We start from the raw sequence: 20,052 nt of genomic DNA on the forward strand, positions 1-20,052 counted from the left end.
GCGGTTGCAATTCAAAGGCATAGCCCTTGCGTCCTGCCCCCATGGCCCCCATATTTGATGCAGGTCGCCGAATACGGGGCCGGATGACTGACTGTCGCTTATCTTAAAGGACGTGTCTTATGACGAAATTAACGCTGGCTTCCTACCCGCATATGCTGGGTTTCGAGCAGTTGGAACGGGTGATGGAACGTACGGCGAAGGCCGGAAACGAAGGCTATCCACCGTTCAACATTGAACAAACGTCGGACTATAGCTACCGCATTACGCTTGCGGTTGCAGGTTTTGCGGAACAAGATCTCTCTATAACCGTTGAGGATAGACAGCTTGTGATCCGTGGCCGTCAGGTCGACACGCAAGAAGACCGAATCTTTTTGCACCGCGGGATCGCCGCACGCCAGTTCCAACGATCCTTCGTACTGGCCGACGGTGTAGACGTTGGCGAAGCGCTGATTGAAAACGGCCTGCTACACGTCGATCTCACCCGCGCGAAGCCCGAAAAGGTCGTTCAGACCATCAAGATCAGAAAAGGGGAATAAAATGCATAACGAAGAAACGCATGTTCAGGACCGTACCGTCTACGTCAAGATGATTGCCGTGTCCGACCTTCCCCTCGAAGTGCGCGAGCAGGCGGAAGGGCTAAAACAGCTATACGCCGTGCATGACGCCGAAGGGCAGCAGCTGGCGCTGGTCGGTGACCGCAAGCTCGCCTTTAGCCTCGCGCGCGATCATGACTATGCGCCTGTGATGGTGCATTAAGTCCTAACATCGAAAATTAAACAAAAAGGGTCGCGATTTTGCGGCCCTTTTTTTGCACGACGTCCAACAACACGCATGAAAAAGGCCAGCCTATGAAGGCTGGCCTTTCTGTATTTGACTTGGCGAAAGGGTTACCCCTTGATCAGCCCCATGCTTTCCAGCTTGAGCAGCACCTGATGGGCGCAGTTGTCGACGTCGACGTTCTCTGTCTCGACGCGCAGTTCGGGGGTTTCGGGAACGTCATAGGGGTCTGAGATCCCTGTGAATTCCTTGATCTTACCCTCACGCGCCAACTTGTACAGACCCTTGCGGTCGCGGCGTTCGCATTCCTCGATGGAGGTGGCGACATGCACCTCGACGAAGGCACCAAAGCTTTCCACGTCTTCGCGCACGGCGCGGCGGGTGGTGGCGTAAGGCGCGATCGGCGCGCAGATGGCGATGCCGCCGTTCTTGGTGATCTCGGAGGCGACATAGCCGATGCGGCGGATGTTCAGATCGCGGTGCTCTTTGCTAAAGCCCAGTTCCGACGACAGGTTCTTCCGGACGATATCCCCATCCAGCAGCGTGACGGGACGGCCGCCCATCTCCATCAGTTTGACCATCAAAGCATTGGCGATCGTCGATTTCCCCGAGCCGGAGAAACCGGTGAAGAAGACGGTAAAGCCCTGCTTGTTGCGCGGCGGCTTGGTGCGGCGCAGCTCTTCGACCACCTCGGGGAAAGAGAACCATTCGGGGATTTCCAGCCCTTCCTGCAGACGGCGGCGCAACTCGGTGCCCGAGATGTTGAGGATGGTGATGTCATCCTTGTCTTCGATCTCGTCAATCGCCTCGTATTGCGCGCGCTCGGCCACCCAAACCATATGTTTGAAGTCGACCATTTCGATGCCCATTTCTTCCTCATGGGCGCGGAACAGATCCTGTGCGTCATAGGGGCCATAGAAATCCTCACCGGCAGAGTTCTTGCCGGGGCCCGCATGGTCGCGGCCCACGATGAAATGGGTGCAGCCGTGGTTCTTGCGGATCAGACCGTGCCACACGGCCTCGCGGGGGCCGGCCATGCGCATGGCGAGGTTCAGCAGGCTCATTGCGGTGGTGGCGGCGGGGTATTTGTTCAGCACGGCCTCGTAGCAGCGCACGCGGGTAAAGTGGTCCACATCGCCGGGCTTGGTCAGACCGACAACGGGGTGGATCAGCAGGTTCGCCTGCGCTTCACGCGCGGCGCGGAAGGTCAGTTCCTGGTGCGCGCGGTGCAGGGGGTTGCGGGTCTGGAAGGCCACAACCTTGCGCCAACCCATCTTGCGGAAATAGGCGCGCAGCTCATTCGGCGTGTCGCGACGCGCCTTGAAATCATAGTGGACGGGCTGTTGGATGCCAGTCACAGGGCCGCCCAGATAGACGTTGCCCGCGGTGTTGTGCAGATAGTTCACCGCCGGGTGCGCGCTGTCATCCGCGCCAAAGACTTTCTCTGCCTCGCGGGCCTTGTTCGGGACCCAACGGTCGGTGACCGTCATGACCGCCAAAATCACGCCTTCCTGATCGCGCAGCGCAATGTCCTGCCCGATCTCGAGCCCTTCGGCAAACTTCTCCGTCACATCAAGGTTGATCGGCATCGGCCACAGCGACCCATCTGCCAGACGCATGTTTTCGACAACACCGTCATAGTCTTCTTCGGTCAAGAAACCCTTAAGAGGGTTGAAGCCACCGTTCATCAGCAGCTCTAGATCGCAGATCTGGCGCGGCGTCAGGTCATGGCTGACCAGATCGCCAGCTTCCACCTTCAGCTTCTGCGCCGAGTCGTAAGAGACATAGAGTTCAGGGATCGGAGCAAGGTTGGGCGTTTGCATGGGCGTCTCGCAATATTTTAGGTTCAAATTCGAATATTCGGGCTGATAGACCGCACCGATTGGGCTAGGCAACCTTTGTAGCCGCTTTGCGGCGAATTACGGACAGCGACGTGTTTTTTGCTGGGAAAAGGCAATCTTATCCCAGCAAACGCCATCCTAGGCGAACGTTATGCGTCGTCTTTTACCTCGGCTCCATAGCCAAGCGGCAGCGATGTGTCTTTGCCTTCGTCATCGCCAACTTCCGCAAGGAATCGTTCAGCCTCTAGCGCGGCCATGCAGCCCATGCCGGCGCTGGTCACGGCCTGACGGTATTTGTGGTCGGTCAGGTCGCCCGCCGCGAATACACCGGGGACAGAGGTTTCGGTGCTGTCCGGCTTGGTGACGACATAGCCGCCCATATGCGTTTCCAGCGTATCTTTGACCAATTCATTCGCGGGCGCGTGGCCGATGGCGACGAAGACACCTTTGCACGGAATATCGGTGATCTCGCCGGTTTCGACATGCTTGACCTTGACACCTTCGACACCAAGCGGCGCATCGGTCCCATAAACTTCATCCAGTTGGTGGAACCACAGCGGTTCGATCTTTGGATTTTTCATCAGCCGGTCGATCAGGATCTTCTCGGCGCGCAGCTCGTCCCGGCGGTGGATCAAGGTGACCTTGGAGGCGAAGTTGGTCAGGAACAGCGCTTCTTCCACGGCGGTGTTGCCACCCCCGATGACTACGATTTCCTGATTGCGATAGAAGAAGCCGTCGCAGGTGGCGCAGGCCGAAACGCCGAAGCCTTTGAACTTCTCTTCGGTCTCAAGCCCAAGCCATTTTGCCCGTGCGCCTGTTGCAAGGATCACGGCGTCGGCCACATAGGTCGTGCCGCTGTCGCCCTTGGCGTGGAAGGGGCGGCTGGACAGGTCCAGATCGGTGATGATGTCGCCGATGATCTCGGTCCCCATCGCCTTGGCGTGGTCCTGCATACGGATCATCAGATCGGGGCCCTGGACCTCGCTGTCGCCAGGCCAGTTTTCAACCTCGGTCGTGGTGGTCAACTGCCCGCCCGGTTCGATGCCTTGTACAAGGATCGGGTTCAGCATCGCGCGGCTGGCATAGACACCGGCAGTATATCCGGCAGGGCCGGAGCCGATGATCAAAAGCTTGGTTTCGCGAGTTTCGGCCATGATAAAGAACCCCAGAATGTATAATTTGTTGCGTTCCAACCGATATAGACGCCCCTCGGGTTGCCTTAAACCCCAAGTTTGCATATCCGCCCTGCAAAGATCGCCGTCATCGAAAATGCGGTTGATTTTTGCTTGAATTCAGAACATTGCGCACCGGCGAAAGATTATTGCGTCCAACGATGTTGGTGCTATAACAATTGAAAATCCTATGGGGGTATTATGGCAGGGACGCGGCTTGATCCGATTGATCGGAAAATTTTAGCCGAATTGCAGGCGGACGGGCGCATGACCAACGTTGAGTTGGCCAAACGTGTAGGCATCTCTGCGCCGCCGTGCCTGCGCCGGGTCCGGACCCTTGAGGAAAGCGGATATATCCGCGGCTACCACGCGAATGTTAACGCGCGTGAGCTGGGGTTCGAGGTACAGGTCTTCGCGATGGTCGGTCTGGCCAGCCAGGCTGAATCCGACCTCACCGCCTTTGAAGAGAAGTGCCGCAACTGGCCGCTGGTCCGCGAATGTCACATGCTCAACGGCGAGGTGGATTTCCTGCTGAAATGCGTCGCCCCCGATCTGTCCAGCTTCCAGAGCTTTCTGACCGGACAATTGCTGACGACGCCCAATGTGGAAAGCGTCAAAACCAGCCTTGTGATCCGCCCGGCCAAAGATGAACCGGGCGTGCCTTTTGATGTGCTGGAAAGCCGTCTGAAAAGCGAACCCTAAAGGCTATTGCGCAGCGTAGATCGGGTCTGACCGTTCTGACGCGCGGGGGTGACACAGCGGGCCAAAATCTTTGGCACCACTGATATGCGGAAACATTGATAAAAACGCGTCACGTTGATGCAGCGGCAGGGCTGCGATTGTCGACGGGCCGGGGTGAAATGTCTCCATCTCCAGACCGCTGACGCTGATCGCGGCATGACGGGCAAGACCCAAGTGATACAGCCGTACCGGCGTCGGAGGCTGAATTTCGATGATATTCACCCCGTCCACCAGATCTCGCATCAGGGTAAAGACCTTGCGCGTCTGCTCTGCGCCGCGAAGACTTTGTGGCGTATGCAGGATGCGCGCAGCGGGACCGAAGGTCAGGAAACCAGAGGGGCGCGCCAGCCCCAGACTGTCCGCCATGACCCGTACAAGCGGCGTGCGATGGCCGATATCCGCAGGGACGAACTTGCTTGATCCAACCCAGAGAAGCGGGTCGTGCAGCCCCTCGGCCTGTACGATCCGGTCACCGGGGCAAAGGTCTTCGACCGGGATTTCCCCTTGGGTCGTGCGGATCAACGTGCCATGGGCGAAAGCGGAAAACGGTTCTTCGAACAGCGGTGTGGCAGGGGCGTAGCCTTCGGTCACAAAGACGGAGCCGTCCTGACGCAGCACCGCAATCTCATACGCGCGGGTGCGTCCGGTGGATCTGGCACGCGCTTCCCGCAGAACCGAACGCGAGGCTGCTGATTGCGCCGTATGTGTAGGGGAGGGGATGAAATCAGGGGCAGTATGCAATGTCATAATGTGACCTTTATATGGTCGATCCCACGTGCCTAGCCCCCGCTGAAACACCTGCGATCCGGATTAATCCGCGCGAGAGAGGCCCGCGCGCAGAGAATGTTTGTGATCGGTCTCAAACCATCTGTGCGGACAGGCACCCGCCCGCCGCGCGCAGAGTCACCGGCGGCCCGTGACCCCCCGGGCCATAAGCCGACCCTGTTCAGGCGGCTTTTTGCTGGGACGTCAGGGCAGCGCGTTTCGCGATAAACGCGGCGCGGCGTGTGCCACGGGACCAAGGCAGGTTCACGCCTTCCTTGTTGGAAGCGTCGATAACCGATTTGATGAAGCGTGCGTTGGTTTTCATGCTCTGTATCCTATTGTCTATGGGCAATGCCCTTTCGTCGAGGATCACTATGCAAATGCTTTCGGGCACCGATTGGGCATTTCGCGAAAAAATACAGATAATTCGAGCAAACCTGAGAGCGGTTTGTGGCACGGCCTCAAAAGCGCGAAACACCCTTGAATTTATGACCTGTGGTAGAAAATGCGCCGCCATTCAAACAGGCTGCTCGCTGGCTATGGGGCGAAATTTGGGCAGGTGCCTGTCGCATTGCTGCCTAAATTCACGCTGCTACAGCACAATCGCAGCGATCAGCCGGCCATAGTCAGCCTCTTTCGCGTGGGTGCTGCGACGGTAGCTATAGAAACGATCCGCATCGCTATAGGTGCAGTGGCGCGTCCATTCCGCATGGCCCACACCTGCCGCGCGCAGGCGGTTCAGGCCAAAGCCCGCAAGGTCGAATTGCATCCGGTCATCGGCACCATTTGCAAAATAGCGGGCGAATGTCGGATCTTCTGCTAGGAAGGCGTCGATGAACTCTGGCCCGACCTCATAGGCGCGCTGGCTGATGCAGGGGCCGATCACTGCTGTGATATTGTCGCGCGTGGCCCCAAGGTCTTCCATCGCCTCGACTGTGGCCGTCAGCACCCCGTCAAGCGCGCCGCGCCAACCGGCATGCGCCGCCCCGATCACGCCGGCTTCGGCGTCGTGGAACAGCACAGGCTGGCAATCGGCGGTCAGGATCGACAAGGCCAGCCCCGGTGTCGCGGTGACCAGTGCATCGGCGCGGGGTTTCTCGTTCAGGGGGCCATCGACGCTAATGACGGTGGCGGAATGGATCTGATGCACGCCAACCAGATGGTCCGGTGCCACGTCCATTGCATCGGCGACACGGGCACGATTGATCTCTACGACCTCGCGCTGGTCCGAGCTGCCAACCCCGCAATTCAGCCCGGCAAACACGCCAGAGGAGGCACCGCCGCGGCGCGTAAAGAACCCGTGGCGCACGTCGCCAAGACTATCGGAGGTGAGTATTTCCAGCGTCATGGTTCCAATCCTGGGGGCGGGCTATGGTGCGGAGGATAAATCCCCATCACTTTAAACAAATTTCCCATTTCTGACGGATGCGTCAAGCGTCTATGTGCGGCGACATGGGCGTTCAGCGCGTCCTCGGTCATGCCCTTGGCAAGGGTCTGTGCGCGTTGAGTGATCCCGAGGCGTTCAAGAAAGACGCCCTGCGGGGTGATGCGAGTGTGGCTGGCCGGTGCGGCTGCGAGGGCAAGCTTTTCAAAATCGACGTGTGCTGTCAAATCGGCTTGGCCGGGAGCGGCCAGCGGATCGGCTTTTTCATGCCCCCGCAGCGCCTGCAAGGTATCGCCCAGACTGTGCCAGTCGCCATAATCCACGATCAGCGCGGCGCCGCCGTGGGTCGCGATCCGTTCCGACACGGGGTGGAGGATCGGCGCAAGCTGCGTGCAATCCTCGACCAGATCGCCGGGCGTGGTATCGGCCAGCCGGTCGGCCAGCGCGGGTTGCGGCAGCTCGGGCCCCAGCCCAAAGCTCAACGCGCCGTCCGCCAGCCCAACCTGCCGTTCGCGCCACGATGTTTCGCCACGGACGAACTGGCGGATCGGCAGCGCGTCGAAAAATTCATTCGCCACCAGAAAAAGCGGCTGGTCGGGCAGCGCGTCGGTCCTGTCGGCCCAGATCACCTGATGCCCCGCAAGGGTCTTGGCCTGGGCATCGCGCAGCGTCGGGGACGCCTCTACCAGCGTAATTTGCGCCGCCTCGATAAAGCCGGGCACGTTGCGGGTCGCGCGCAGGATATCGGCCATCAGGGTGCCGCGGCCGGGGCCAAGCTCGGCCAAGGTGAAGGCCGTGGGCGCGTCTTGGGCGAGCCAGCTCTGCGCGAGACACAGGCCCAACAGCTCTCCGAACATCTGGCTGATCTCGGGAGCAGTGGTGAAATCGCCTTGGGTGCCAAAGGGGTCACGGGTGGTATAATAGCCCTGCGTCGGATGCAGCAGGCAGGTGGCCATATATTCGTCGATCCGCATCGGCCCGTTGGACGCGATGCGGCTGTGTAGAATGTCGCGTAGTGTGGTCATGCCTTGCGCGTCGCCCGCAAGATCAGGAACACCCCGATGGCAATCATCGGCAGGCTCAGCAGTTGGCCCATGGTCAGCCCCCAGCCGTTTACATGCCACGCCAGCCCCAGCGGGTTGTCGGCGCTGACAAATTGCGCATCCGGTTGGCGTACGAATTCGACGATGAAACGCGCGGCCCCGTAGCCGGCCAGAAAGACGCCGCCGATCAGCCCCTCCGATTTCAGCCCGCCGCGCCGCCATGCCAGATAGATCAGCAGGGCCCCAAGGATCAGCCCCTCAAGCAGCGCCTCATATAGCTGCGAGGGATGCCGCGCACAGATCGTTGCAATGTCCGGGCAGTCCTGTGCGGCCACCGTGGGAAAGGCCACGCCCCAGGGCAGATCAGTGGGGCGGCCCCAAAGCTCTGCATTGATGAAATTCGCCAGACGCCCCAGAAACAGGCCGGGTGCCAGCCCCAGACAGACGACATCACCGGTCGAGATCGTGCTGATGCCGTGACGTTTGGTATAGGCGATACCCGCAAAGATCACCCCAAGCGCGCCGCCGTGGAACGACATGCCCCCCTCCCAGATCCGCAGGATCTGCGCGGGATTGCTGAGGTAATAGCCCGGTTGATAGAATAGTACATATCCCAGACGCCCGCCCAGAATGACGCCGAGAATGACCCAGAAAAGCAGATCCTCGACCTGCTGTTTGGTCATGACGGGGGTATTGCCCGCCCAAAGCCGGGGCCGTTCAACGGCGCGCACAACGATGCGCCAGCCAACGAGGATGCCGACGATATAGGCCAGCGCATACCAGCGCAGGGCGACGGTCATGCCAAACAATGTGAACGAGAAAATCTCGGGCGATAGGTCGGGGAAGGGGAGCATTGCATTCATGCGCTGATTGAGCCTGACCGTAAACGGAAGTCAACCTTGCGAGAACCCGCTTTGCACACCATATAGTGAGCAACAGCCGATCAGGAGAGAATGACCATGCAAACGCGCAACAAGATTTTCGACGACATCTCGCAGATGATGACCAATGCCATGGGCGTGGCCCAAGGGGCCAAGACCGAAGCAGAGACCGCGATGAAGGGAATGCTGGACCGTTGGCTGGCAGACCGTGATTTTGTGACACGCGAAGAATTCGATGCGGTGCGCGCCATGGCGCAAAAAGCCCGCGAAGAGAATGAAGCGCTGAAGGCGCGGCTTGATGCGATGGACAGCAAGGGCTGATCGCCGCGCTCATCCTCGGCCAACTTTGTACGATGTGATCCGCACCCGCCTTTTGGCGGGTGTGTTCGTTTTTGGGGTGGCACCTTCGCCTCTAATGCTGTCTGTCGGGGTCAGTGCTCTATAGATGGGGGGTTATGCTGCTTTTATCCACAAGATACTGAGGTTATCCCCTATCTTTCGTGGTTACCCCCAGAAAAAGACTTGCCTCAGGGCCGCGTTGCGCGCACCATATTTGGTATAGGTCGCTAAGAGCTTCGGCGATTTATGGTAGATGCACCCATGTATTGATGTGCCTGCGCATATGAATACCCGGATCCAAAGAGGTGACCACATGGCCCTGACAGAGCAGTATCTTGAAGAAGACATTCACCCCATCGACATCGTAGAAAATCTCGCGGCGTATCACGACTGGGACTTCGACCGTATATCGGACGAACAGATCGCGATGGCCGTCGAAGGGCAGTGGCGGACCTATTCCATCACCCTCGCGTGGTCGCCCTTTGACGAAACCCTGCGCCTTGTCTGCACCTTCGAGATGGACCCGCCCGCGGAAAAACTGCCGGTGCTCTATCACTTGCTCAACGATGTGAACGATCAATGCTGGACCGGTGCCTTCACCTATTGGCCGGAACAAAAGCTGATGGTTTATCGCTATGGGCTGGTTCTTGCCGGGGGGCAGGATGCCTCTGCGCAGCAGATTGATACCATGATCAACGCCGCCGTGAGCAACGCAGAGCGGTATTATCCCGCGGTGCAGCTGGCGGTTTGGGGCGACCAGACGCCCCGACAAGCCCTTCAGGTTGCCATTGCAGAGGCGTACGGCCACGCATAGGTGTATCCCCGAATGTTAATTTAGGGGTACAGATATGAAAGATACGCGCATCGCCAAAGACGGTTTGGTTCTACTGGGCTGTGGCAAGATGGGATCCGCGATGCTGGCGGGCTGGCTGGCACGCGGGCTTCCGACATCTTCGGTATATGTCATCGATCCGAAACCCTCTGATTGGTTGAAAGAGCAGGGCGTGCAATTGAACGTCGATCTGCCCAAGGAGCCCGCTGTGGTTCTTGTGGCGGTGAAGCCGCAGATGATGGGTGACGCGCTGCCCACGTTGCAGGCCATGGGCAACGGCAAGACGGTTTTTGTCAGCGTCGCCGCCGGCACCACCATCGCGACGTTTGAGAAAACGCTGGGGGAACAGACGCCGATCGTGCGCGCCATGCCCAACACACCCGCCGCCATCAGCCAAGGCATCACCGCCATCGTCGGCAACGACCACGTCGACGCCAAAGGCATGGACGAAGCCGAAGAGCTGCTGTCAGCCGTGGGCGACGTTGTCCGGCTGGAGGAGGAATCCCAGATCGACGCAGTCACAGGGGTCAGCGGGTCGGGTCCGGCCTATGTTTTCCACATGATCGAAACCATGGCCGCGGGCGGGATCGCGCAAGGGCTCAGCCCCGAGCTCGCGCTAAAGCTCGCCACGGCGACGGTGGCAGGGGCCGGGGCGCTGGCGAAATCCGCGGACGAAGGCCCGGACCAGCTGCGCATCAACGTGACCAGCCCCAACGGCACCACACAGGCCGCGCTGGACGTGCTGATGAACGAGCAAGACGGCTTTCCGGTCCTGCTCAAACGCGCTGTGGCGGCGGCCGCCGATCGTTCGCGCGAGCTTTCGAATGGCTGAGATCAGCTTTGACGACTTCATGAAAGTCGACATCAGGGTCGGGACGGTCACGCGTGCCGAACCCTTCCCCGAGGCGCGCAAGCCCGCGATCAAGATGTGGATCGACTTTGGTCCCGAGATCGGTGAGCGTAAAACCTCGGCCCAGGTGACGGTGCATTACACGCCCGAGACGCTGATCGGCACGCAGGTGATGGGGGTGGTCAACTTCCCGCCGCGTCAGATCGGGCCGTTCATGTCCGAAGTTCTGGTGCTTGGGGTGCCGGACGAGGACGGGGCGATTGTGCTGATGCGCCCCACGCAACCCACCCCGAACGGAGGACGTCTGCATTGACGAAACTACTGATCGCCCGCCCTGCGCCCCCCGAAGTGCACGAGGCCCTGGAAGGCTTTGACGTGACCTATCGCGAGGACAGCGCGCCCTTGTCCGAAGACGAGATGCAGGATGCCCTGCGCGACTATGACGGGGTGCTGGCCACCTTGGGCGACCGCTTTACCGCGGATGTCTTTGGCAAGGTCGGCATGCCACGGTGCAAGATGCTCGCCAATTTCGGGGTGGGCTATAACCACATCGATGTCGACGCGGCAAAGGCGGCGGGGCTTCAGGTCTCTAACACGCCCGGTGCTGTGACCGATGCCACCGCCGATATCGCCATGACGCTGATGCTGATGGCCGCACGCCGTGCGGGAGAAGGCGAACGGCTGGTGCGGTCAGGTCAATGGTCCGGATGGGAGCCTTCGCAGCTTTTGGGCATGCATCTGACGGGCAAGACTGTCGGGATCGTCGGGATGGGTCGGATCGGCCAAGCCGTCGCGCGGCGCTGTCACTACGGCTTTTCGATGGATGTGAAATACTTTAGCCGCAGTGCGAAAAGCGTCGCCTATCCGGCGGAACATATCAGTGATCTCAAACAGTTGGTCGCCGCTGTTGATGTGGTCGTTATCGCCGTGCCGGGCGGGGACGACACGCAGCATCTGATCAACGCGGATGTGCTGGCGGCGATGCAGCCCCATGCCTTCCTGATCAACATCGCTCGTGGCAATATCGTCGAGGAAGCCGCTTTGATCGAGGCGCTGCAAGCGGGCACCATCGGCGGCGCAGGGCTGGATGTTTATGAGTTCGAACCAGAGGTGCCGCAAGCCCTGCGGGATCTGGATAATGTGGTGCTATTACCGCATCTAGGCACGTCCTCCCGGGAGGTGCGTGTGGATATGTGGATGATGGCGGTTGAGAATTTGAAAGCGGGCGTCGCGGGCGAAACGCCCCCGAACCTCGTTTAACGGCCCACGGCCTCGCGCCAATGTCGGCGGCATAATGAGATATAGGTCTCGTTGCCGCCGATCTGCACCTGCGCCCCTTCGCGGATCGCTTTGCCTTCGGCATCCTGCCGCACCACCATCGTCGCTTTCTTGCCGCAGTGGCAGATCGTGCGCACCTCGCGCATCTCATCGGCAAGGGCGAGCAGCGTGGCAGACCCGGGGAAGAGCAGACCACGGAAGTCCACGCGCAGCCCATAGCACATGATAGGTACCCGCAGGTCATCCACCGCACGGGCCAATTGCCAGACCTGATCAGGGCTGAGAAACTGCGCCTCGTCGATGAAGATGCAGGCGCAAGGGCCTTCAACCAAACGCTTTTCGATCTTCGCCAGAAGGTCTTCGTCCGTCTCGAAGGTGTCGGCCTCGTGCCCGATCCCGATACGCGATGCGATCCGCCCGTGTCCGGCGCGGTGGTCGAATTTCGCGGTCATCAGATAGGGGACCATGCCGCGTTCGACATAGTTATGAGCCGCCTGCAGAAGTACGGTCGATTTGCCCGCGTTCATGGTCGAATAATGAAAGTAAAGCTTTGCCATGGCCCTCTTTAGCGTCAGGCGACCTTGGCGTTCAAGGTGGGGGGAGGGCAGCGGGGACGCGTCTGTCGCAGACCGCGCCCCACATGTCACAGGTGTTGAGGTGGCTCTGTGCCGCCGGGCTTAGCCGTGGCGCTGCACCAGCACAGACCCCACGGAATATCCGGCCCCGAAAGAACAGATCAGCCCGGTGTCCCCATCGGTCAGATCGTCGGAGTATTTCGAAAACGCGATGATCGACCCGGCAGAGGAGGTGTTGGCGTAGTCTTGCAGGATGTTGGGCTGCTCGCCCGCTTCGGGCGCGCGACCCAGCACTTTGCGACCGATGAAGTCATTCATCGATTTATTCGCCTGATGCAGCCACAGACGCTTGAGATCAGCGGCCTCAACGCCTTCGTCAGCCATGTGGCCCGCGATGTGTTCGGCAACCATCGGCAGCACTTCTTTGAACACCTTGCGCCCGTTCTGCATGAACTGCATGTCGCGGCGGTCCGCGACGCCATCGGGGCGGGACCGGCGCAAAAAGCCATTGTTGTTGCGGATGTTGTTCGAGAACTCGGTCGCGCAACGGGTCGATTTGATCTCGAAATAAGCACCGGCTGCGTCTTCGGCGCGTTCGATCAGCACGGCGGTGGCCACGTCCCCAAAGATAAAGTGGCAGTCACGGTCGCGCCATTCCAGATGGGCCGAGCATATCTCGGGGCAGACCACCAGCACCGAGCGGATCGAGCCGGAGCGGATCATATCCGCCGCCGCTTGGATGCCGAAGGTCGCGGACGAACAGGCGACGTTCATATCGAAGGCAAAGCCGTTGATATCCAGCAATTGCTGGATTTCGATCGCAACGGCAGGATAGGCGCGTTCAAGGTTCGACGCCGCGCAGATGACGGCATCAACATCAGCCGCGGTTTTCCCCGCTGCCTGCAACGCCTTTTGTGCCGCATCCAGCGCCATCTCGGCCATCAGGCCGGGTTCGTCGTCGGACCGTTGGCGCAGCAGGGGGTGCATCACCTCGGGGTCCAGAATGCCCGTCTTATCCATGACATAGCGCTGTTCGATCCCCGACGCCTTGACGATGAACTCCTCTGACGAGTGCTCCTTGGCGGGCAATTCTCCGGCGTCGATCTCGGCGGCATGTTCGGCATTGTACAGATCGGCATAGGCGTTGAACGCCTTGACCAGCTCGGCGTTGGTGATGACCTGTTCCGGCGTAAAGATGCCGCTACCAGTAATGGCGGGTGTGTACATGGGTAAACCTTTTTCAGCGTTGTCCGAGTAGGCCAAGAAACGGTTGCGGGGTCAAGTCCAGCGGGGGCTGGCATGCAAGGGCGACGGACAATGAGAGAGGGGAGGAAAGGGGAAAGACCTGCGCCACGCATCAAAGACGCGGCGCAGGTCAGAAAGGGCAGGTTAGCCCTGAAGCGATTTAACGCCGATCTCGTCTTCGGCTTGCGCCTTGATGGCCAGCGCTGCGGCATAGGCACCGGCGGCCGTGGTGAAATACGGGATCTTGTCATACAGCGCGATAGAGCGGATGGATTTGCTGTCCTCGACCGCCTGCGCGCCTTCGGTGGTGTTCATCACCAGTTGGATCGCTTCGTCCTTCATCATGTCGGTGATATTCGGGCGACCCTCGTAGACCTTGTTCACGATCTCGCAGGCGATGTGATGCTCTGTCAGCCAGGCGGCGGTGCCACGGGTGGCGCGCAGGGTGAACCCTTGCTCAAGCAGGATACGCGCGGCGGTCAGCATGTCATCCGACTTGTCCATATCCTTGATCGAGAAGAACACACAGCCGTTACGCGGCAGCGGGTTGCCCGCGCCCATCTGCGCCTTGAGGAAGGCACGGGGGAAGTCGCGGTCCCAGCCCATAACCTCGCCCGTTGACCGCATTTCCGGCCCAAGCAGCGTGTCGACGCCGGGGAAGCGGGCGAAGGGCAGCACGGCTTCCTTGACCGAGAACCAAGGCATGTTCGGGTCCGCCAGTGTCATTGGATCACCCAAAGGCAGCACGTCGTCATAGGCGGCATCCTCACGGTAGGGCGCGCGTTGCGGGAAGGCCGACAGCTTTTCGCCCGCCATGATCCGCGCAGCGATTGACGCAATCGCGCTGTCCGTCGCTTTGGCGACAAAGGGCACGGTGCGCGAGGCGCGGGGGTTGACTTCGATCAGGTAGATCTCGCCGTCCTTGACCGCGAACTGGATGTTCATCAGGCCCACTACATTCAACGCCAGCGCCAGCGCCTTGGTCTGTTTTTCGACCTCGGCAATGATCTCGCGGCTCAGCGAATAGGGGGGCAGCGAACAGGCGCTGTCGCCCGAATGAACGCCGGCCTCTTCGATGTGCTGCATGATGCCCGCAACGTGGACATCCGTGCCGTCTGACAGCGCGTCGACGTCCAACTCTACCGCGCCCGAGAGGTAGTGATCCAGCAGCACGGGGCTTTTGCCCGATACGACCACCGCGTCGCGGATATAGCGTTCGAGGCTGGCCTGATCGCGCACGATCTCCATCGCACGGCCGCCCAGAACGTAAGACGGGCGGATCACCAGCGGAAAGCCGATGTCTGCTGCGATCTCAAGCGCTTCGGCGTCGGAGTGGGCGATACCGTTATGCGGCTGTTTCAGGCCCAGCGATTGCACCAGCTGCTGGAACCGTTCGCGGTCTTCGGCAAGGTCGATCATGTCGGGGGTGGTGCCAAGGATCGGGATGCCCGCCTCTTGCAGCGCCTGCGCGATCTTCAGCGGTGTCTGGCCGCCGAACTGCACGATGACGCCGTGCAGCGTGCCGTTTTCCTGTTCGACCCGCAGGATTTCCATCACGTGTTCAAAGGTGACGGGTTCGAAATACAGCCGGTCCGAGGTGTCATAGTCGGTCGAGACGGTTTCGGGGTTACAGTTGACCATGATCGTCTCGTAGCCCGCGTCGGTCAGCGCATAGCAGGCGTGACAGCAGCAATAGTCGAACTCGATCCCTTGGCCGATCCGGTTCGGGCCGCCGCCCAGAATGACGACTTTCTGACGGTCGCTGGGGCGGGCTTCGCATTCAACCTCGTCAAAGGCGGGTGCCTCGTAGGTAGAATACATGTAGGGCGTTTGCGCTTCGAATTCGGCGGCGCAGGTGTCGATCCGTTTGAACACGGCCTTGACGCCAAGGTTCAGACGCGCGCGGCGCACGTTGTCCTCGTCGCGACCGGTCAGCGTGCCAAGGCGCGCATCGGTAAAGCCCATCATCTTGAGCTTGCGCATCCCGTCTTCGGTCAGCGGTAGCCCGTCTTTGCGGACCTGCGCCTCGGCGTCGACGATCTCGCGGATGCGGGCAAGGAACCACGGGTCGAACATGGTCACACCGTGGATATCCACGTCGGACATACCGTGACGCATCGCCTGAGCAATGGTGCGCATCCGGTCGGGGGTCTGCTTGCTGATCGCGGCAATCAGCGCGGCTTCGTTCTGTGGTGCGTCGGCGGGCAGGTCACTGTCCAGACCGGGGATGTCGATTTCGTCAAAGCCGGTCAGCCCGGATTCCATCGACGCCAGCGCTTTTTGCAGCGACTCGTGGATCGTGCGGCCAATCGCCATCGCTTCGCCGACAGACTTCATCGCGGTCGTCAGGTAGGGTTCGGAGCCGGGAAATTTCTCGAACGCGAATTTCGGGATCTTGGTGACGACATAATCGATTGTCGGCTCGAAGGACGCAGGGGTCACGCCGGTGATGTCGTTGTCCAGCTCGTCTAGGGTAAAGCCCACCGCCAGCTTGGCCGCGATCTTGGCGATGGGGAAACCCGTCGCCTTGGACGCCAGCGCGGAAGAGCGCGATACACGCGGGTTCATCTCGATCACAACCATGCGGCCATCTTCGGGGTTCACGGCCCACTGCACGTTCGATCCGCCTGTTTCCACGCCGATTTCGCGCAGCACGGCGATCGAGTGGTTACGCATGATCTGGTATTCTTTGTCGGTCAGCGTCAGGGCAGGGGCCACGGTGATCGAATCGCCTGTGTGCACGCCCATCGGGTCGACGTTCTCGATCGAGCAGACGATGATCGCGTTGTCAGCGGTGTCGCGCACCACTTCCATCTCGTATTCTTTCCAGCCAAGCAGGCTCTCATCAATCAGGATCTGACCCATCGGCGACGCGTCCATCCCCGAGCGGCAGTAGAATTCGTAATCGTCGCGGTTATAGGCCACGCCGCCGCCGGTGCCACCCATGGTGAAGGCAGGGCGGATGATGGCGGGCAGGCCGACATATTCCAGCGCGTCGAGCGCAAGCTGAACGCCCGCCGCAAGGTCTTTTTTACCGCTGGCGGCAACGGGCGCGGTGACGATGGTCGCCTTGGGGTTTTCGATGCCCAAACGGTCCATCGCCTCGCGGAAGAGCTTGCGATCTTCTGCCATTTCAATGGCTTCGCGTTTCGCGCCGATCATCTCGACGTTGAATTTCTCGAGCACGCCCATCTCTTCGAGCGCGAGCGAGGTGTTCAGCCCGGTCTGACCGCCCATCGTTGGCAGCAGCGCGTCGGGGCGCTCTTTCTCGATGATTTTGGCGACGATTTCAGGGGTGATGGGTTCGATGTAGGTGGCATCCGCCAGCCCCGGATCGGTCATGATCGTCGCAGGGTTGGAGTTCACGAGGATGACGCGGTAGCCTTCCTCTTTCAGGGCCTTACAGGCCTGCGCGCCGGAGTAGTCGAACTCGCACGCCTGACCGATGACAATGGGCCCCGCTCCAATGATCATGATCGACTGGATATCGGTTCTTTTTGGCATGGCTCAGGCCCCCGGATGTTTGCAAATTCTCCGCGTTATAGGCTTTGGGGGGAGAGGTGCAAGGGGGCATGTCGGGATATGGGGCGTGTTTTCAGGCAACACCCATGTGGCAGGGGCGCAGCACCGCCCGATGCGGTGCCGCTTTGCCTTACCCGAGCGTCAGGAAAGCGCGCAAAGACGCCTCGAAGTCGCGCGGCTTTTCTGCATGCAGCCAATGGCCTGTGCCCGGCAGCTTGGCAAAGCGCGCCTGCGGGAACAGCGCCTTGATCACGGGGCGGTCTTCGGGTTTGACATAGGTGGAGTTGCCGCCGGACAGGAACAGCACCTCCCCCTCGTATTGTCCATCGACCCCATCGGGCCAGCCGACGATCTTGGACATCTCTGCCTCAAGCACATCAAGGTTTAGCTTCCACGTCTTGTTGGGCACATCCAGCGACTGGGTGAAAAAGCTTTGCAATGCGGGCTCTACCCCCGCAGCCGCCAATTGGTCAGAGGCGTCGGAGCGGCGGGTGAGCGTGCCCAGATCGACCGTGCGCATCGCATCGATAAACTCTTGCTGGCTGTGGCCATAAGCGACAGGAGCGATATCGGCGACCACCAGACGGTTCACAACTTCGGGATGGTTCAGCGCCAGCATCATCGCCGCCTTACCGCCCATCGAATGCCCGCAGACGTCCATTGGCGCGCCAAGATGGGTGATGACCTCTGCCAGATCGGCGGCCATCTCTGGGTAGCTTTGCGTTTGCGCGCGCGGGCTGTCCCCGTGGTTGCGCATATCGACGGTCACCACGCGGCGCTGGTCGGACATCCGTTTGGCGATCACGCCCCAATTGCGGCCTGACCCGAAAAGACCGTGCACGATCAGCAGGGCAGGGGCATTGCCTGTGGTGCCATATTCAGTGTAATTCAACATGCCCAAGATGTAGGGCCATTGCAGCCGATGTGCCAGACCGTTTAGGGTCGAAACATGCTGGATCAAAAAGACCTAGAGACCAAGGCACGTGAAATGCAGCGCGGCTTGCAGACAAAGCTGGGTGTGCAGGGGCGCGATGTCTCTCATGCGTTGGCGCGCGCAGGGCGACGTCTGCCCGCGCGGGTGCGGCGTGAGGGCAGGGTCTTTGCACAGGCGGCTTTTATGGCGCGCAACCCCAAGATGGCACGCAGGCTCGAGGGCGCGACTGTACAGACCGCCTATGACCGCGTGATGGAGCATCTTGCCGGGATCGACGTGGCCGAACGGCGCAAGGACCGCTGGCTTGGTCTTGCGGCAAGTGTGGCGTTCAACTTGATTTGCGTTGCGGTGGCGTTCATCACGTTTCTGTGGTGGCGCGGCTACGTCTGACGGGCGCTGCTGTTACGATCAAATACGCAAAAGCCCCGCTGCGGACCTGCAAGCGGGGCTTTGTTTCGAGGCAGGGTTTGGGGCGCTGCCCCGCCCTTGCGGGCCCCCCGGGATTTAATCCATTTGGAAGGGCCCGGGGCACATCGCTTTAGAGGTTGGGGCTTTAGAGGTTGGGATAGATCGGGAAGCGGGTGCAGAGCGCTTCGACTTCGGCTTTGACCTTGGCTTCGACCTCGGCGTTGCCATCGGCACCATTGGCGGCCAGCCCGTCGACAACCTCTATGATCCAGTCGGCGATCTGACGGAATTCATCCTCACCAAACCCGCGTGTTGTTGCCGCCGGCGATCCCAAACGGATGCCGGAGGTGACCATGGGCTTTTCAGGGTCAAACGGCACACCGTTCTTGTTGCAGGTGATATGCGCGCGGCCCAAGGCTTTTTCGGTGTCGTTCCCTTTAACGCCTTTGGGGCGCAGGTCGACCAGCAGCAGGTGGGTGTCGGTGCCGTGTGTGATCGTGTCGAGCCCGCCTTTGATCAGCTGGTCGCTGAGTGCTTGGGCGTTCTTGATGACCTGTTGGATGTAGGTCTTGAACTCGGGTTTGAGCGCTTCACCAAAGGCCACGGCCTTGGCGGCGATCACATGCATCAGCGGGCCACCCTGAATACCGGGGAAGATGGCCGAGTTGAACTTTTTCGCCAGCGCTTCGTCGTTGGTCAGGATCATGCCGCCGCGCGGACCGCGCAGGGTTTTATGTGTGGTGGTTGTCGCCACATGCGCATGGGGGAAGGGGGAGGGGTGTTCGCCCGCAGCGACCAGACCGGCAAAATGGGCCATGTCCACCTGCAGGTAGGCACCGACCATATCGGCAATCTCGCGCATCCGCTTGAAGTCGATCTGGCGCGGGATGGCGGAACCACCGGCGATGATCAGCTTGGGCTGGTGCTCTTTCGCGAGCGCTTCGACCTGGTCATAGTCAAGCTGGTTGTCTTGTTTGCGCACGCCGTACTGGATGGCGTTGAACCATTTGCCGGATTGGTTCGGCTTGGCCCCGTGGGTCAGGTGGCCGCCCGCGTCGAGGCTCATGCCCAGAATGGTGTCACCGGGTTGCAGCAGCGCGGTGAACACGCCCTGGTTGGCTTGGCTGCCCGAATTCGGCTGCACGTTGGCGAAGTCGCAGTTGAACAATTTGCACGCGCGTTCAATCGCCAGGTTTTCCGCCACATCGACAAAATCACACCCGCCGTAATAGCGGCGGCCCGGGTAGCCTTCGGCGTATTTGTTGGTCATCACCGACCCCTGAGCCGCCATGACAGCCGCAGACACGATGTTTTCGGAGGCGATCAGTTCGATCTCGTTACGCTGGCGACCCAGCTCGTCTGTAATGGACCCGAAGATTTCGGGATCGGCTTCGGACAGGGGGGTGGTGAAAAAACCGGACATGGGCGTGGTTCCTTTGACTACGTGTGCGGGTTGCGGGCTATC

At 60.4% G+C, this 20,052-nt stretch carries 21 protein-coding genes; 9 read left to right on the forward strand and 12 right to left on the reverse strand.

Features of this window, described 5'->3' with window-relative positions; translation table 11 throughout:
- The first annotated feature begins 119 nt into the window (after positions 1-119).
- Positions 120-536: an Hsp20 family protein gene (locus IV89_RS05245; protein ID WP_005849527.1), complete on the forward strand. Its 417-nt coding sequence runs from the start codon at positions 120-122 to the stop codon at positions 534-536.
- A gap of 1 nt (position 537) precedes the next feature.
- Positions 538-756, forward strand: coding sequence for a DUF1150 family protein (locus IV89_RS05250; protein WP_009825186.1), 219 nt, complete (start codon positions 538-540; stop codon positions 754-756).
- Positions 757-887: 131 nt separating this feature from the next.
- Here the strand turns inward: IV89_RS05250 and IV89_RS05255 are convergent, their stop codons facing one another.
- On the reverse strand, positions 888-2,600 hold the full coding sequence (locus IV89_RS05255; protein WP_037945104.1) for a bifunctional sulfate adenylyltransferase/adenylylsulfate kinase: 1,713 nt from the start codon (positions 2,598-2,600) through the stop codon (positions 888-890).
- 167 nt (positions 2,601-2,767) lie between these two features.
- Entirely contained in the window at positions 2,768-3,772 is a 1,005-nt protein-coding gene (gene trxB, locus IV89_RS05260; protein ID WP_005849520.1) for a thioredoxin-disulfide reductase, read from the reverse strand.
- Between the two features lie 219 nt (positions 3,773-3,991).
- Here trxB and IV89_RS05265 point away from each other — a divergent pair, with 219 nt between their 5' ends.
- Positions 3,992-4,492: an Lrp/AsnC family transcriptional regulator gene (locus IV89_RS05265; protein WP_005849518.1), complete on the forward strand. Its 501-nt coding sequence runs from the start codon at positions 3,992-3,994 to the stop codon at positions 4,490-4,492.
- 3 nt (positions 4,493-4,495) lie between these two features.
- Here the strand turns inward: IV89_RS05265 and IV89_RS05270 are convergent, their stop codons facing one another.
- The 5 genes from IV89_RS05270 to lgt all read right to left on the reverse strand — a co-directional run bounded on the left by IV89_RS05270 (position 4,496) and on the right by lgt (position 8,586).
- Positions 4,496-5,278 (reverse strand): Hint domain-containing protein, encoded by a 783-nt coding sequence (locus IV89_RS05270; protein ID WP_037944749.1) that lies wholly within the window; start codon positions 5,276-5,278, stop codon positions 4,496-4,498.
- Positions 5,279-5,477: 199 nt separating this feature from the next.
- On the reverse strand, positions 5,478-5,621 hold the full coding sequence (locus IV89_RS05275) for a hypothetical protein (protein ID WP_005849514.1): 144 nt from the start codon (positions 5,619-5,621) through the stop codon (positions 5,478-5,480).
- A gap of 267 nt (positions 5,622-5,888) precedes the next feature.
- Positions 5,889-6,644: a peptidoglycan editing factor PgeF gene (pgeF, locus tag IV89_RS05280; RefSeq protein WP_037944747.1), complete on the reverse strand. Its 756-nt coding sequence runs from the start codon at positions 6,642-6,644 to the stop codon at positions 5,889-5,891.
- Positions 6,641-7,705: an SAM-dependent methyltransferase gene (locus IV89_RS05285; protein WP_037944746.1), complete on the reverse strand. Its 1,065-nt coding sequence runs from the start codon at positions 7,703-7,705 to the stop codon at positions 6,641-6,643. Before IV89_RS05285 ends, pgeF begins: the two co-directional genes overlap by 4 nt.
- Positions 7,702-8,586: a prolipoprotein diacylglyceryl transferase gene (gene lgt, locus IV89_RS05290; protein ID WP_037944745.1), complete on the reverse strand. Its 885-nt coding sequence runs from the start codon at positions 8,584-8,586 to the stop codon at positions 7,702-7,704. The genes IV89_RS05285 and lgt overlap by 4 nt, the downstream gene beginning before the upstream one ends.
- Before the next feature lie 96 nt (positions 8,587-8,682).
- On the opposite strand from lgt, the gene IV89_RS05295 reads away from it, so the two are divergent.
- From IV89_RS05295 to IV89_RS05315, 5 genes are all read left to right on the forward strand, one after another.
- Positions 8,683-8,925: an accessory factor UbiK family protein gene (locus tag IV89_RS05295; RefSeq protein WP_005849508.1), complete on the forward strand. Its 243-nt coding sequence runs from the start codon at positions 8,683-8,685 to the stop codon at positions 8,923-8,925.
- 331 nt (positions 8,926-9,256) lie between these two features.
- Positions 9,257-9,757 (forward strand): YbjN domain-containing protein, encoded by a 501-nt coding sequence (locus IV89_RS05300; protein WP_005849506.1) that lies wholly within the window; start codon positions 9,257-9,259, stop codon positions 9,755-9,757.
- A 34-nt stretch (positions 9,758-9,791) separates the two neighbouring features.
- Positions 9,792-10,607: a pyrroline-5-carboxylate reductase gene (gene proC / locus IV89_RS05305; RefSeq protein ID WP_037944744.1), complete on the forward strand. Its 816-nt coding sequence runs from the start codon at positions 9,792-9,794 to the stop codon at positions 10,605-10,607.
- Entirely contained in the window at positions 10,600-10,938 is a 339-nt protein-coding gene (locus tag IV89_RS05310) for a tRNA-binding protein (protein ID WP_037944743.1), read from the forward strand. The genes proC and IV89_RS05310 overlap by 8 nt, the downstream gene beginning before the upstream one ends.
- On the forward strand, positions 10,935-11,885 hold the full coding sequence (locus tag IV89_RS05315; RefSeq protein ID WP_005849500.1) for a D-glycerate dehydrogenase: 951 nt from the start codon (positions 10,935-10,937) through the stop codon (positions 11,883-11,885). Before IV89_RS05310 ends, IV89_RS05315 begins: the two co-directional genes overlap by 4 nt.
- Here the strand turns inward: IV89_RS05315 and IV89_RS05320 are convergent.
- The 4 genes from IV89_RS05320 to IV89_RS05335 form a co-directional block, all read right to left on the reverse strand.
- Complete coding sequence (locus IV89_RS05320; protein WP_037944742.1) at positions 11,882-12,460, reverse strand: thymidine kinase; 579 nt, start codon at positions 12,458-12,460, stop codon at positions 11,882-11,884. The genes IV89_RS05315 and IV89_RS05320 overlap by 4 nt on opposite strands.
- Positions 12,461-12,580: 120 nt before the next feature.
- Positions 12,581-13,705, reverse strand: coding sequence for a beta-ketoacyl-ACP synthase III (locus tag IV89_RS05325; RefSeq protein ID WP_037944741.1), 1,125 nt, complete (start codon positions 13,703-13,705; stop codon positions 12,581-12,583).
- A 162-nt stretch (positions 13,706-13,867) separates the two neighbouring features.
- Positions 13,868-17,227 carry a carbamoyl-phosphate synthase large subunit gene (gene carB / locus IV89_RS05330; protein WP_037944740.1) on the reverse strand — a complete coding sequence of 1,120 codons (3,360 nt, stop codon included), beginning with the start codon at positions 17,225-17,227 and terminating at the stop codon, positions 13,868-13,870.
- 148 nt (positions 17,228-17,375) lie between these two features.
- Positions 17,376-18,140, reverse strand: coding sequence for an alpha/beta fold hydrolase (locus IV89_RS05335; protein ID WP_051843982.1), 765 nt, complete (start codon positions 18,138-18,140; stop codon positions 17,376-17,378).
- A gap of 54 nt (positions 18,141-18,194) precedes the next feature.
- Between IV89_RS05335 and IV89_RS05340 the strand changes: the two genes are divergently transcribed.
- Positions 18,195-18,569 carry a hypothetical protein gene (locus IV89_RS05340; RefSeq protein ID WP_037945099.1) on the forward strand — a complete coding sequence of 125 codons (375 nt, stop codon included), beginning with the start codon at positions 18,195-18,197 and terminating at the stop codon, positions 18,567-18,569.
- 163 nt (positions 18,570-18,732) lie between these two features.
- Here IV89_RS05340 and glyA read toward each other — a convergent pair whose 3' ends face one another.
- Positions 18,733-20,010, reverse strand: a complete 1,278-nt coding sequence (gene glyA / locus IV89_RS05345; RefSeq protein ID WP_037944739.1) for a serine hydroxymethyltransferase — start codon at positions 20,008-20,010, stop codon at positions 18,733-18,735.
- Between the last annotated feature and the right edge of the window lie 42 nt (positions 20,011-20,052).

It is taken from the genome of Sulfitobacter sp. CB2047 (assembly GCF_000735125.2).
GTDB classification, from domain to species: Bacteria; Pseudomonadota; Alphaproteobacteria; order Rhodobacterales; family Rhodobacteraceae; genus Sulfitobacter; species Sulfitobacter pontiacus.